This window comes from Lysinibacillus sp. YS11 (assembly GCF_002896375.1).
In the GTDB taxonomy this organism is placed as follows: domain Bacteria; phylum Bacillota; class Bacilli; order Bacillales_A; family Planococcaceae; genus Lysinibacillus; species Lysinibacillus capsici.
Map to the genome: position 1 here is coordinate 2,529,816 of NZ_CP026007.1, position 12,816 is coordinate 2,542,631.

A 12,816-nucleotide genomic window follows, 5' to 3' on the forward strand; every position below is an offset into this window, starting at 1 on the left:
TTACTAGGGTCACTCCATCCCAAGTGTCCCTTTCATAATAGAACTAGGTACCCCTCTTTGGCGGTACCTAGTTTTTTAGTTATTTGGGGTCGAGTCGCACTTATGTTGGATAAGTTTTGTCCACCTGCATTACAGCTAGTTTTAATTCATCTGCAAGTAATGCTGAGGTGTAGAATTCTTATACGGAAATATACCATAGCCAATACAAGAACTATAAACTTAAATATAATTACACAGCACACTTCCCTAATGCGATCCTTTTGCTTTAAGCTCAAATACTAGAGATTCTTTGTCTAAGCATTGTTTATACAACAAATATAGAAAATGAATGCAGTATGCAACAAAAATGTTAAGCTTAGTAATTATGAGCCGAGTCATGTTTACATAATTAAGAGATAAAAATATGAATCCCTCCTGTAATAACACTTAATGCCGCTATTGAGATATGGATTGTTCGCAAGCTTCGATTTTTTCTATAGTTGAATAAATTCATTCCTATAATAGCAGTAATTGATAAAAGAATAATTGCAATTAAGCCAATAATTCCTTCATTCTCCAATTCACCCTCATTAAAGTACATGATTATCCCATGACCAATACCTAACAACAATGCCATTGTGCCAAAAAGAATATGATATCTACCTATTAACTTTGCTACGTATAAATATAGCCCTTTAGATTGTGGGAAAGTACGAGTTACAGACTTCAAGAAAGTTCTAATAGGAAAAATCATACCCGCTGCACCAATTCCTATGAATGTACACCAACCAATTAATTCACCAAGGTCCTCATAACGCCCTTCTTCGTGTTGTTGTCTACCGTTACCCTCATCATACTCATCTTTTCCTTCAAAAATATCATCTGCATAAATGGGATTTACATCATACAAAAAAACATAACTACCAATACTATCCCAAACATTTTTAAATATCGCATAGGAGATCTCCTTCCATATTGAGGTTCAACATTAGTCTAAGCAACCAATATGAAAAAAATCTGAAAAACGGTACTAGAAAAAATTACGATATTTAATTTAAATTTCTTTTTTGGCTTAGAATAAGTAGAAGATTGGTCGCACAAAAAATTCAGGTGGATTTCATAATGTTGTTATAAATTAGTTATATTGAATATAAAAAAGGTAGGAGGAGCTTCGTTGAAAATACTGATAGCAGAAGATGATAATCGATTAAGAAAAAACATTGTTCACATCATTCAAAAAGAATTTCATCAGGTGGATGCTGTAGATAATGGTCAGCATGCATTAGAATACATACTGTTTCATACATACGATCTAGTCATTTTAGATTGGATGATGCCAGAAATAAGCGGTATTGATGTGTGCAAAGAAGCTAGAAGAAATGGTTATGAAGGTGGCATTTTAATACTAACAGCAAAGGATGATTGCAATGACATCATCTGCGGATTAGATGCAGGTGCTGACGATTATGTTGTTAAACCATTTAAAATGGAAGAACTCTTAGCTAGAATACGTGCCATTTTAAGAAGAAAAAATAAATCCATTCATCAAATCATTCAAATTGATGATTTAAAGTTATATTTGGATTCCAGAACACTTTTTAAAGATAATCAAGAAATACTATTAACTAAAAACGAATTTTTATTGTTAGAGTACCTTTTTATCAACAAAGGCATCATTCTTACTAGAGAACAAATTTACACACAAGTATGGGGCTTTGATCATGAAATGACTAACAACAACCTTGATGCGTTAGTAAAATTAGTTCGTAAAAAAATCGATCATAATCGTCCAAAATCCATTATTGAAAACATTAGAGGAATAGGATACAGAGTGAGGTAGCATGTTTAAGAAAACTCGTAAAAAACTAACTTTATTTAACTCCATTTATTTTATAGGCTTTTTCTTTGCTTTTCTTATTATTCTATATTTTTCATTAGTTCAACTAATGGATTATCAACAAATAGAAGAACTAGAAACTTATTATAAAGAACAATATCATGACTTTTTTGAGCACAAAAATGATAATGAAGGGAAATTAGAATTTAACCCAAATGGTATGTATTTTTACTATATTTATACAAAAGACCAGATACTAGTCCACGGTGACGAAAACTATCAAGGTTTATTTAAAGACCTAGAAAAAATCATTCGAACGGAAGATCCTTCTAAACGTTTTGTAAAAAATATTAAGTGGCGCGATAAACATCTTTTAATTTTATCGAAACCCATTCAGCCGAACGATGAATTCCTTGGATATATTGTTATAGGCAAATCGACCACATCACAATATCATTTTTTTCAAAAAATGATCTTACTGTTTATTGTTTTAATTATAATTTTTACAATAATAATTGGATTCTTAAGTTACTACATGGCAGGAAAAGCCATGATTCCCATTCAACATGCACTTGAAAAACAGAAAAGCTTTGTTTCAGATGCTTCTCATGAGTTAAGAACACCGCTAAGCGTATTTTATAGTTCACTCGATATTTTAGAATCTGATGAAGCTAGTAATATGAGTGATTTCGGTAAAGAATTAATCGAAGATTTAAAGCATGAAGCAGAGTTAATGAAAGAGCTATTAGATAAACTATTATTTTTAGCCCGACATGACAAAAATCGTATTGATTCAACTAAAGAAAAAATCTCCTTAACAGATTTGCTACTAACGATTAGTAGGAAGTTTAAAAGAGCGTTACCGAAATCAATCGTTTTCGAAACAGAAATCCAACCTAATGTTGAATTTATTGGAAATTCAAATAATATAACTGAATTAATTTATATATTATTAGATAATGCCGCTCAGTACACACAAAGAGGATCAATCTATCTAAAGCTTTTACAAACTGATAAAATGATATATATCTACATTGAAGATACAGGCATTGGGATTTCTAAGGAAGACCTCCCTTTTATTTTTGATAGATTTTTCCGGAGTGATGCTGTGAGAAACAGAAACGGAACAGGACTAGGACTTGCTATAGCTGATTCTATTGTTCAAGATCACGGAGGAACACTCACAGTTCAAAGCGAATTGGAAAAAGGTACAACATTTTGTATTCAATTTCCTCTTTATACTAAATCGTTACATGATGGATAAACCATAGAATGGCATTCCATGTATCAGTAGTGCCATTCAACTAGTTTATTTTTTTGAGCTACTTTGGCAGTCTAGCTAACATGGAGAAACTGCCTTTCATCCATTCATGCACCGCTTACTTGCTAACCCCTTGCTTTTGATCTTTCTTCTTAAATCCATCACTCATCAATCTTACAAGTAGTGCGGTAATTATAACCATTACCGTACTGCTATAAAATAAAATTACCAACATTTGATTAGAGTCAGTACCAATGAATAGCCCATGAATAAGTGATAATATCCAAGCAGGTAAAACAAGAAAATGTATCTTCTTCCAAAGTGAAAAGTTCATTTTATTTATCCATATATCTGATGTTAAAAGAACTATTAAAAATAAATAAAAAGCTATGGTTCCTAGCCCAGACAACAATGCCTGATAGTTAGCGCTAAAAGGTAATACGATTTCAGAAATAGTATAGGGTTCGTATTGATCAATCATTAGTAAAAGTAAATGTACAATAACAGTTATAAATCCCATCCATCCACTCATTTGATGTAATTGAAAGTATAAGTTTTTATTGGACTTGAGAGTAGAAGATTTCCTTAGTAAACCAAAAAAAATTGACATACTGAAGTAAAAATAACTTAAAAGCCCTAATAATCGAATCCATTCCCAAGTACTAAATAACATCTAATTTTTCTCCTCCTTTCAGCCAATATATACTTCCATCATCTTTTGCTATTAAGCAAGTACAAGGCATCTGTAGTTTGTCAAACCATACTTGTAATTCTTGTTCATTTAATAAAAAAGCCAGTTTTGTTGCCACTTCTGCTTGACATAATGAGTTTGTTATTATCGTTGTTTGAAGGATTGGGCTAATGATTACCTCTCCGGTTCTTCCATCTAATAAGTGATGCTTTTCTTTCCCCTGCTGTTTCCAACTTCTGAATATACGATTCGATGTGGCAATTGCTCCATTTTGAATTCTAATTGAACTGATCTCTTCGTGTATATGAAATGGATGAGCAATCCCAATGGTCCATGTCTTTTTGCCTGACGACCACATTTTCATATCTCCACCACCATCTACAATTCCAAACTCTGGAGAAACCTGTCTAAGCCAATCAGCTATTTTTTCAACTACGTATCCTTTGGCAAATCCACCTAAATCAATTAATTGATTATCCGTTTTTAAAACTTCATTGTGATCCAAAAAAAGAAATGGCTTATTTGTCTTTTTTTCTATTTGTATTGCCTTATACGTTGATTCTTGAAAAGGAAAGGATCGATCATACCCATGTTGTTCTAAATGTAATTTTAAATACGGAGAAAATATATTATTAGTTAATGTATAATAGTTGTCTGCTGCTTTTAAACAATCATATAATGCAGGAGAAATTCTACCTATTTCTCCTACCTTTAGTTGATTAATTTGATTTAACTCATTATTTGGCTCAAATCTCGACCACTCTCTTGCAACGTATTGCAACCATTTCACCACTTTGTCTTTCCAATCCATTTTTTGCGTTCCAGCAATTTCAATATAAAAGTTTGTATTCATCGTGTTTAATGAAAGGGTATCCAAGCAACTTCAACTCCACTTCAAACTAAGTTTAGGATCGTTTGGTAGTTCGATCGGTACGAATTTTATTTTGTTGTAGTTGATTCACTCCTACAATTTCAAAATTTGTCCAATCTAATTGAACAAGTTCCTTTTCTCGGTCTGACATTTTTTTTGATTGTTCATTTGTCAAATTTAGATCAGCTATGTTTATATCTGATGGAACATTATTAAATTGCGTTAATAGTAAAGAAGATAATATTACTCCAGAAGTGCCTAATATCCATTTAGCTTTCTTTTGATCTTTCATTCAATCATCTCCCTTTTTTATTTTAATAACTTCAATACAACAGCGTTATTCATTTCTTGCCATTCAGCCACATAGCCCAAACCATTTGAAATTACACTAATTGGAACATATATATTATCATTCAAGTAAAATGTAACAGCTGGTAAAGGTGTTTTTATCTCGTTATAGTACACAACATTTGTCCCCGCACGAAAAATTAGTTCTGTACCAGCTTTATTAATTTCCAATATTTTACTATTATCATAATTAACTACTTTTGCACCTAAAAGTTCAGCAACAATTTTACCTGGCACATATATTTCACCATCTAAAGGAATCAAGTAAAGTGACACTGTATTATTATTATTTTCTAGTTTTAATTGAATTTCTTTCGCTTCTTTTAGGGGTAACTCTCCTTTATTTACATAAGTCGATCTCGTCCAAATATTCCATGTATTACTATTTGTTTCAGGGTATCTTTGGTCATAATATTCATATTCATCCTCTTCTTTATAATAATCATAATCATAATCATCATCTTCCTCGTCATCATCATAATCATCATTGTGCTTTTTATGAACATCACCCTCGTATTTTTTATAATCTTCTTCATCATCCGCATTTGCTATGTTGGCATCAACAAATGGCCAAATTAAACTAATAATTAGCAGTATTTTGATAATCCTCATTTTTTCAGCTCCTTTATGATATTTCCATCTTAATTAAGCTAAATGAAAAAATACTGAAAAAACAAAATCATTCATTACAAATTTAACAAATGTATAGACTGCCATTTTTGTTTCGATAGAGGTAGTTAATTTTCTATGAGAACTTAAATAGCATTCTTGATTGAAATCAAAAAAAATTGCCTTCTGCAAATATAGAAGGCAACTTCAGTATTTTACTAGGCTTTTAGGATTCTTCCCCATAATACCTAATACATTTAATTAAAATAAATAGATCGAATTGCAATTTGTACCCATTAAATGTTGTCACTAAAGAAATTACTAATATTATCTAAAGATTTTATGCTCATAAAGATAGTCATAGGAAAGGTCAACAAACAAATATTCATGCTCGTTGATCGCAATGGAGAATGTTCTTGTAATTTCTCCTGTTTCAATATCCCGATACAATTCAGAGATTTCCCCACTTTGATCGTTGCGCATTTTGATAATCGTTTGAAGGAAATAAGGGCGCCAGCTCCAATTTTTATTGATGGCACGTGGCTGTAGCTCCCAATTCCCATCAATTCGCATAACGTTAGGCGTTAACTGGAACCCATCCTCATTACAAATATAGAGACGGAAGGAGTAGTTATCCAATAATTCAGCTAAATACTCTAAATGGGAGACATTGTCGCTTGTTGGTTTCACACGGTGAACAATCGCCTCTAATTCCTCCCTTAATTTTTTCAACTGCAAATATTGCGCCTCCAGCATTTTCTTTTCGGAAGTAATAAATTGCTGGCATTCTTTTTTAAAACGTTCCTTTAATATATCCTTATCAACAAAAGTCATAGCTGGATTTGCTAGGTATGGCCCTTGATAAAATCTACCGCCATTTTTCCAAGCAAATTGTAGCTGATAAACCGTTTCAATATCTTCAAATAATAGATTTGCTCCAATTTTATAAGCTAGGCTACCAATGGCAGAAATCATGTCCGATTGAGCAGACCAAGAATCGTAATTTAAATCACGTGTATTGACCTTTAAGATATGTGGTGCCAATAGCGCAATATGCTCTAAATGACTTTCGGCTCCTACTTCCTGAACGGCAATTTTTACCCCAAACGTCGTAAAATAGCGTAGGGCGTGATGTAATTTGTTAATATCCCCTATAAAACGATGCTCTGATACCACAAGTACGATACGCTGTAAATCTTTTTCCTCTATATATTGTTGGATAATATTAAAATGACTTTCACCAAAATCTTGCATCAATAAATTTGGATTGCTTGGGATATAAATATCAATTTCTGGTGCAATTTCATCAATTTTGGCTAATGCCGCATGTAAAATTTTATGTTCCATATCAATTCGATATTCTTCTGGAATATCTTCATTGTTGACAAAATCCTTTAAATTAATTTGCTGACCTTGAATTTGTAGATATCCGGAAATTTCGTAGGCAATCACCGTATGCGCATCTGCGCTAAATATCGGTTGATAATACCCATGTATTTGATCTAAATTTGTTAACACTTCAATTGCGTCCATCATCGAAACCTCCAATATGAATAACGTTTTCATTGTTATTCAAAAATAACATTACATTTATCATGACTAGCTTAAAAAATGCTCTCTGACTGTATAATAAGTTGTTTAAAGTAAAATCGCAACTTCACTTCTCATCATTAATGGAAATCCGTCCTAATTTTTAACCACCATAATTGCATTATTTCTAACGACTTTCCTACATAGTAGGTTGCTTGTTACACCATCTTGCAACGTTATGCTTTTGTCCAACCAAGGCTGTTCTGATATTTTACTCTCCCTTTAATCTATGCAACTTGACGCAATGACAGCCGTGATAATGGATGATGATTATCCTATACCAGTCAATTAATTCAGTCATTTACCCAGTATTTAAGGACAATTTTATGAAAAAAACAGTATCCCAAAAGGACAATAAGAGGCTCCTACTGGCATACTGTTTATTATTATTCAGACATAAAGAAATACCAAATCAGAGCGATTACTGCTAATGATAAAATAACTGCAATTGTCACCCGAAGCGGTGAAATAGGGGCATTACCACCAACTCGACCCGTTTGTCCATTCACCATAAAGCGGTAAATCTTCTCCTTATAGCGGAAAGAAGATAACCAAATCGGTAACATTAAATATTTGTATGTAATATCATCATGGTTTGTGGAAAAGCGTAGATTGGATACTACATCCGCCCTATTTTCCCAACGGATTTTGGATGTAATCTGCGCATGGAGGTGATCATGGATTTCACTTTTTGCTTGGCTCCAGCCATCCTGCAAACCAACACTGTAACGCTCTGATAAAAATCCAGCTACATATTGAGGTTTATAGGCCTTATTATTAAGAAGATTAAATGGTTCAATTTTTCGCATCATATCTCGATCATAGCGTGTTGTGGCACTCACTAAATGATCGTCTATAAATTCCTGATAAAACCCACTTGTTGAATACCAATCCGTTTCAGTATGCGTTTTACCATCTTTATCCGTAACCGTTCGATGTCGTCCATATCTTGCGGAGTATCTGGAGCTTGTTTTTGAATCAAACGTCCAATACGGGAGGTATACCCCTTTAAAGGCATCAGGCTTTGCACTTATTTTGGCAGCCTTTGGTGTAAACCATCGACCTTTGATCCATTTCTGAAAATGTTCGCCTGCCTGCTTATCCGTTACTTCAAAAGCACATACGCCATTGGGAGCAAGCGTATTTTCAGCGCTCGCTTCCATGACCTGATTTGAGCCGCAGTAAGGACAACTGTCAGCGACCTGCAGAGCATCATAAATTGTCTCGGCCGCGCAAGCTTTACAAATAACTGTTTTCTTCTCCACGCCCCAATTGAAATTCCCACGTTCCTCTGCTTTTAAGAAGTCCATTTCCTGTGCAACCTTTTCCTCTTCTTGCTCAGGGGTTGCAATTTCAGATTCAAATCCACAATACGGACAGGTCAGCTTACCTGTAGCAGGATTAAACTCAATTGATGCACTACAGGATGGACATTCCGCATCAAAGTCAAGCTTTACTTGTTTGACATGTTCAACTTCTTGCGTTGACATAGGTCATCATCTCCTTACTTGACATCCTTTTCATCAAAAACATCGCCGCATTCTGGACAGAATTTAGGCGGATTGGCAGGGTCCTCTGGTGCCCACCCACATTTATCGCATGCATAGAGTAAAGCACCAGCTGGTTTTTTAGAGCCACACTCGCTACAAAACTTTCCTTTATTCACCGCTCCACATGTACATGTCCAGCCCTCTTCCGCTGGTTTTGCTGCGCCACAATTTGAACAGAATTTCCCTGTGTTGTCATGACCACATGCACATGTCCATGTACCAGATGCTTTGGCTGATTGATTTTGCATCGCAGCCTGAGCCATTTGCGCTTGCTTATTTTGCTCATTCATTTGATAAAGCTGACCAGCATTGACTCCACCTGCTTGTGCAGCCATATTCATCCCCATAAAGCCTGCCATAGCGCCACCATCATTGTTAGCAGCTGCAATCATCGCTTCTGCCTGAGCGCCTGTTAAATGGGCAGCAGCCATACCTGGATCACGCATAACCGCATTGCGTTGTAGTTGTTTTATCATGGCTTCGTCTTCCTCAGAAGCCTTTAGGGTACTAATCCCAAATGACACAACAGCTAAACCACGTGTAGCAAGCCACTTTTCTGATAATACCTTATTGAGTGCGTCTGCTAACGCAACCGTATGCGCAGGTATTTCACTATAACGAACGCCACTTGCTGAAATTTGTGCAAAGGCTGGCTGTAACGCTGTCATTAATTCTGATTTTAACTGGCTATCAATGGCCTCTCTCGTATATTCACGCTCTACATTTCCACATACATTTGTATAGAATAATAACGGATCAATGATTCTATAAGAATACTCACCATGACAACGAATGGCAATGTCGATATCTAATCCGATATTACGATCAATAACACGGAATGGAATTGGTGCGGGAGTACCATATTTATTGCCAACAATCTCCTTTTTATTAAAATAATAAACTCGCTGATCTTTAGCAGGTTCTCCACCAAATGTAAAACGCTTGCCTATCTGTTTAAATGTTTCCATAATGCCATGAGATAAATCTGAGCCATACATAATCGAAGGCTCTGTAGATGTATCATAGACATATTCCCCAGCTTCTGAAGAAAACTCTACAACCTTCCCCTGTTCAACAATCATCATACATTGCCCTTCATTGATGGCAATAATCGAGCCATTGCTAATAATGTTGTCATTTCCTCTATTTGAACCTCGTTTAGAAGTGCGTTTAATACCCTTAGTTACTAGAACATCTGAGGATAATGCCTCACAATAAAAATATTCACGCCATTGATCCTCTAAAACACCTGTTAATGCCCCTACGCCTGCTTTCAATAAACCCATAAATATTCCCACCTTCACATTGATGTTTAGCTTATTTTAACATCTCTTCATACTATGTAATACGCAAAATCAGACAAATTGTTTCATTTTCTTCCTATCAACAAAAAAACGAGAAGCTCCTATGATAAAAATCATCAGAACGTTCTCGTTACTTTTTCTGTATCAGGATAAGGCAGCAATTATAACAAGCACCCACGCAACAATAAATAACATGCCACCAATTGGCGTTATCGCACCTAGCTTTTTCACACCTGTCACGGCTAGCACATATAGACTACCAGAGAAGAATACAATCCCTGTAAACATCAAGTAGCCTGCCCAAGAAAGCAAACTAGAGCTTCCTAAAAATGCATCATTGGATAGAATGCCAAGGGCTAGAATCCCTAAAGCATGATACATCTGATATTGCACAGCCGTTTCCCAAATGGCTGCATAATGCGGTGAGGCAAACTTATCCTTGAGTGCATGTGCACCAAAAGCACCTAAAACAACACCAAGAGCTGCTAAAATAGCGCCTAAAGCTATAAACATTTCCATCTATTGTTCTCCTATTTTGCCTCTACGGCAATTTCTTTATATTTGGCATCCCAAGCTGGGTCAATCTTACTTAATGATACCGGTCGCAATGTATCCTTATGCGCAAGAATATGTACGGATTGAGCTGTGGCTGCTACCGTGCCATCCTCATGTAAAATTTCATAGCCATACGTCGTTCGTAAACGATCATGCTTTTCTACCCAAGTGCGCACCGTCGCCACTTGTCCATAATGCATGGCTGCTTTATACGAAATCGATAAATCCATCACTGGCGATACATAGCCATCTTTTTCTAAGGCAGCATACTCAAAGCCCGCATCACTTACAAGCTGGGTACGCCCAATTTCCATCCAAATAATATAGTTCGCATGGTACACCACGCCCATCTGGTCTGTCTCTGCGTACCGTATTTCAATCTGTTTCTCACTCACAAACATTTTCTTCACCTCGTCCTACATTATAGCGCAAAAGTGTTGATTTGGTGGGGTTTTTGCTCTACTGATTAGAAAAAGTTAATAAATTGTAATTTAAAAAAATTTGAAATTAGATTCAGAAAAATATTTGGTGAAAAATGTTTTTTCTGTTTTTACCCGTTGTACCCCACTTATTTGGGGTACAAAAGTTTAAAATAAAAGATACTGGTCAGGTACTGGAAATCAAAAATGTAATTTTTTTTAACAATGGAATTCGAAGCAAAAAAAGGTTTTAGTTTATAAGTTTTCGATAAATATGATTGAGAAAAACCACTCATCACTTTATTAGAACTGCCCCGTAAAAGTTAAACAACAATCTAACTTTACGGGGCAGTTCACACACAGAGTTGTCTTTTATTCATTTATTATTTTATTGACTATCCAAAAATTATAAAAAAGGCAATAAAAAACATCATTACGAATGAACCTATAGCAATTAATACATTTACATATGACAGCAATTCACTCGCTCTTTTCCATCCTTCTAAATAGACCCATGACAAAAGTAAACATACCTATATTAGCAAACACACTTGTTAACAGCTTTCCTACCCAATCTTCCTTCTTTGCAAAGGTTGAATGTGCAATGCGAGATGATATAATTACAATAGCTAATAGACTAATACAGGAAAAAATCCATAAATCTCCAATATATCATTTGGGTGCAAAATCCATTAGATACATCCTTCACTTTGCATGAAATCTTCAATCTTTTTCTGTACTACTGCTGGGGAAATTAGTTGAATATGTTCCCCTTTATCGTCACATGTAAAAATTCCTTTGAAAACTTCAGGCATAGCGTCGTACTGTTTTTTTAACTGTTCATTAAATTTTTTGAAACAGTCGTATTGATATTTTTCCAATAAATAAGGTATCAGAAAAGATGAACGCAAGATTTCGTATTCCTGATAATTATATGGTGTACTTTCTGGTCGCCTTTTTAAGATTTCCAACATCCTTTTCATTAAAATCGCAACTTCTTCTTCGCTTGCATAGGCAGCATATCCTCTAATCGCAGTTAGCCGCATATCCAAATATCTCTCTTTTTTATATACTTTGAGAAAAAAGTCCTTTCCGTTCTCAGGCAAGTCAAATACTAATTGTTTTAATAATACATTACGTTTAGCAATATCCTTTGTATTAAAATATGTTTCCATTATTGAGTTTCTTTTGTCCATATATCACACATCCTTTCCTAAGCTACGAAGTTACATTTTGTTTTTTAACAATACGGTACGAAATAGTTACTATGATTACTGTTATGTCAAGCGTACCATTTCCGACATGTCTTTACGATTTTTAAGTGTTAATTTTCAATATCGTTTTTAACATAAATATCTAAAAACTTATTCCTAGGAATAACTACTTCCTATCCAACTACACTCACCCTCTACTGCTAAATTGTTGACTCCATTCCTCGTAACTTACGAATGGTACTACAACACGTGGAGGCTTCACCTCTTTGTACGCCTTATTAAAAGCTTGTTTGTAATTTAACCCTAAATCAGACATATAAGCATCAATACGAACAGCCGATTGCTTTTGGTAGATATCGTCCATGTAGTCTCTGCCTCATCGATACTCTGGTAACTTGCCATTCCATATATATTTTGTGCCAGCGACACTGACTATCCATCGATGCAATGCCCCATACCATAATGTTAGTAGCCTTCATTATCAGCTTTCTGACCATCTAGCTTTCTATGTGACTTACGAACCCTTGTATCAAGTGATGACATCCAGACTTTAGTGAGCCGTTTTAATTGTACTAATACTACTATCTA

General features: G+C 34.9%; 14 protein-coding genes. 2 read left to right on the forward strand and 12 right to left on the reverse strand.

Features of this window, described 5'->3' with window-relative positions; all coding sequences use genetic code 11:
• Positions 1–388: 388 nt before the first annotated feature.
• On the reverse strand, positions 389–889 hold the full coding sequence (locus LBYS11_RS12565) for a hypothetical protein (RefSeq protein WP_016992196.1): 501 nt from the start codon (positions 887–889) through the stop codon (positions 389–391).
• Positions 890–1,153: 264 nt separating this feature from the next.
• Between LBYS11_RS12565 and LBYS11_RS12570 the strand changes: the two genes are divergently transcribed.
• Together LBYS11_RS12570 and LBYS11_RS12575 are read left to right on the forward strand one after the other, a co-directional pair.
• Positions 1,154–1,819 (forward strand): response regulator transcription factor, encoded by a 666-nt coding sequence (locus tag LBYS11_RS12570; RefSeq protein ID WP_036076407.1) that lies wholly within the window; start codon positions 1,154–1,156, stop codon positions 1,817–1,819.
• A 1-nt stretch (position 1,820) separates the two neighbouring features.
• Positions 1,821–3,080, forward strand: a complete 1,260-nt coding sequence (locus tag LBYS11_RS12575; protein WP_103118257.1) for a sensor histidine kinase — start codon at positions 1,821–1,823, stop codon at positions 3,078–3,080.
• A 115-nt stretch (positions 3,081–3,195) separates the two neighbouring features.
• On the opposite strand, the gene LBYS11_RS12580 is transcribed toward LBYS11_RS12575, so the two are convergent.
• The 11 genes from LBYS11_RS12580 to LBYS11_RS23275 form a co-directional block, all read right to left on the reverse strand.
• Positions 3,196–3,750, reverse strand: a complete 555-nt coding sequence (locus tag LBYS11_RS12580) for a ferric reductase-like transmembrane domain-containing protein (RefSeq protein WP_103118258.1) — start codon at positions 3,748–3,750, stop codon at positions 3,196–3,198.
• Positions 3,740–4,621, reverse strand: coding sequence for an FAD:protein FMN transferase (locus tag LBYS11_RS12585; protein WP_233731987.1), 882 nt, complete (start codon positions 4,619–4,621; stop codon positions 3,740–3,742). The genes LBYS11_RS12580 and LBYS11_RS12585 overlap by 11 nt, the downstream gene beginning before the upstream one ends.
• A gap of 52 nt (positions 4,622–4,673) precedes the next feature.
• Positions 4,674–4,931: a hypothetical protein gene (locus tag LBYS11_RS12590; protein WP_054550292.1), complete on the reverse strand. Its 258-nt coding sequence runs from the start codon at positions 4,929–4,931 to the stop codon at positions 4,674–4,676.
• Positions 4,932–4,948: 17 nt separating this feature from the next.
• Positions 4,949–5,599, reverse strand: coding sequence for a copper amine oxidase N-terminal domain-containing protein (locus tag LBYS11_RS12595; protein WP_103118260.1), 651 nt, complete (start codon positions 5,597–5,599; stop codon positions 4,949–4,951).
• A 324-nt stretch (positions 5,600–5,923) separates the two neighbouring features.
• Positions 5,924–7,129, reverse strand: coding sequence for an EAL-associated domain-containing protein (locus LBYS11_RS12600; protein ID WP_036076413.1), 1,206 nt, complete (start codon positions 7,127–7,129; stop codon positions 5,924–5,926).
• A gap of 443 nt (positions 7,130–7,572) precedes the next feature.
• Positions 7,573–8,676 carry a TFIIB-type zinc ribbon-containing protein gene (locus LBYS11_RS12605; RefSeq protein ID WP_048392586.1) on the reverse strand — a complete coding sequence of 368 codons (1,104 nt, stop codon included), beginning with the start codon at positions 8,674–8,676 and terminating at the stop codon, positions 7,573–7,575.
• 14 nt (positions 8,677–8,690) lie between these two features.
• Positions 8,691–10,022 carry an SPFH domain-containing protein gene (locus LBYS11_RS12610; protein WP_103118261.1) on the reverse strand — a complete coding sequence of 444 codons (1,332 nt, stop codon included), beginning with the start codon at positions 10,020–10,022 and terminating at the stop codon, positions 8,691–8,693.
• Between the two features lie 162 nt (positions 10,023–10,184).
• Positions 10,185–10,559, reverse strand: a complete 375-nt coding sequence (locus LBYS11_RS12615; RefSeq protein ID WP_103118262.1) for a DUF423 domain-containing protein — start codon at positions 10,557–10,559, stop codon at positions 10,185–10,187.
• An 11-nt stretch (positions 10,560–10,570) separates the two neighbouring features.
• The gene (locus LBYS11_RS12620) at positions 10,571–10,996 is read right to left on the reverse strand and encodes an acyl-CoA thioesterase (protein WP_004225136.1); all 426 of its coding nucleotides are present in this window, start codon (positions 10,994–10,996) and stop codon (positions 10,571–10,573) included.
• A 710-nt stretch (positions 10,997–11,706) separates the two neighbouring features.
• The gene (locus LBYS11_RS12625; RefSeq protein WP_233731988.1) at positions 11,707–12,189 is read right to left on the reverse strand and encodes a hypothetical protein; all 483 of its coding nucleotides are present in this window, start codon (positions 12,187–12,189) and stop codon (positions 11,707–11,709) included.
• A 226-nt stretch (positions 12,190–12,415) separates the two neighbouring features.
• Positions 12,416–12,592 carry a hypothetical protein gene (locus LBYS11_RS23275; RefSeq protein ID WP_199768258.1) on the reverse strand — a complete coding sequence of 59 codons (177 nt, stop codon included), beginning with the start codon at positions 12,590–12,592 and terminating at the stop codon, positions 12,416–12,418.
• Between the last annotated feature and the right edge of the window lie 224 nt (positions 12,593–12,816).

What these genes read in the sequence shown, in the direction of transcription:
- LBYS11_RS12575 (WP_103118257.1), top strand. Translation starts at nt 1,821, where the DNA reads ATGTTTAAGAAAACTCGTAAAAAACTAACTTTATTTAACTCCATTTAT.
- LBYS11_RS12580 (WP_103118258.1), bottom strand. Translation starts at nt 3,750, where the DNA reads ATGTTATTTAGTACTTGGGAATGGATTCGATTATTAGGGCTTTTAAGT.
- LBYS11_RS12585 (WP_233731987.1), bottom strand. Translation starts at nt 4,621, where the DNA reads ATGAATACAAACTTTTATATTGAAATTGCTGGAACGCAAAAAATGGAT.
- LBYS11_RS12590 (WP_054550292.1), bottom strand. Translation starts at nt 4,931, where the DNA reads ATGAAAGATCAAAAGAAAGCTAAATGGATATTAGGCACTTCTGGAGTA.
- LBYS11_RS12595 (WP_103118260.1), bottom strand. Translation starts at nt 5,599, where the DNA reads ATGAGGATTATCAAAATACTGCTAATTATTAGTTTAATTTGGCCATTT.
- LBYS11_RS12600 (WP_036076413.1), bottom strand. Translation starts at nt 7,129, where the DNA reads ATGGACGCAATTGAAGTGTTAACAAATTTAGATCAAATACATGGGTAT.
- LBYS11_RS12605 (WP_048392586.1), bottom strand. Translation starts at nt 8,676, where the DNA reads ATGTCAACGCAAGAAGTTGAACATGTCAAACAAGTAAAGCTTGACTTT.
- LBYS11_RS12610 (WP_103118261.1), bottom strand. Translation starts at nt 10,022, where the DNA reads ATGGGTTTATTGAAAGCAGGCGTAGGGGCATTAACAGGTGTTTTAGAG.
- LBYS11_RS12615 (WP_103118262.1), bottom strand. Translation starts at nt 10,559, where the DNA reads ATGGAAATGTTTATAGCTTTAGGCGCTATTTTAGCAGCTCTTGGTGTT.
- LBYS11_RS12620 (WP_004225136.1), bottom strand. Translation starts at nt 10,996, where the DNA reads ATGTTTGTGAGTGAGAAACAGATTGAAATACGGTACGCAGAGACAGAC.
- LBYS11_RS12625 (WP_233731988.1), bottom strand. Translation starts at nt 12,189, where the DNA reads ATGGAAACATATTTTAATACAAAGGATATTGCTAAACGTAATGTATTA.
- LBYS11_RS23275 (WP_199768258.1), bottom strand. Translation starts at nt 12,592, where the DNA reads ATGGACGATATCTACCAAAAGCAATCGGCTGTTCGTATTGATGCTTAT.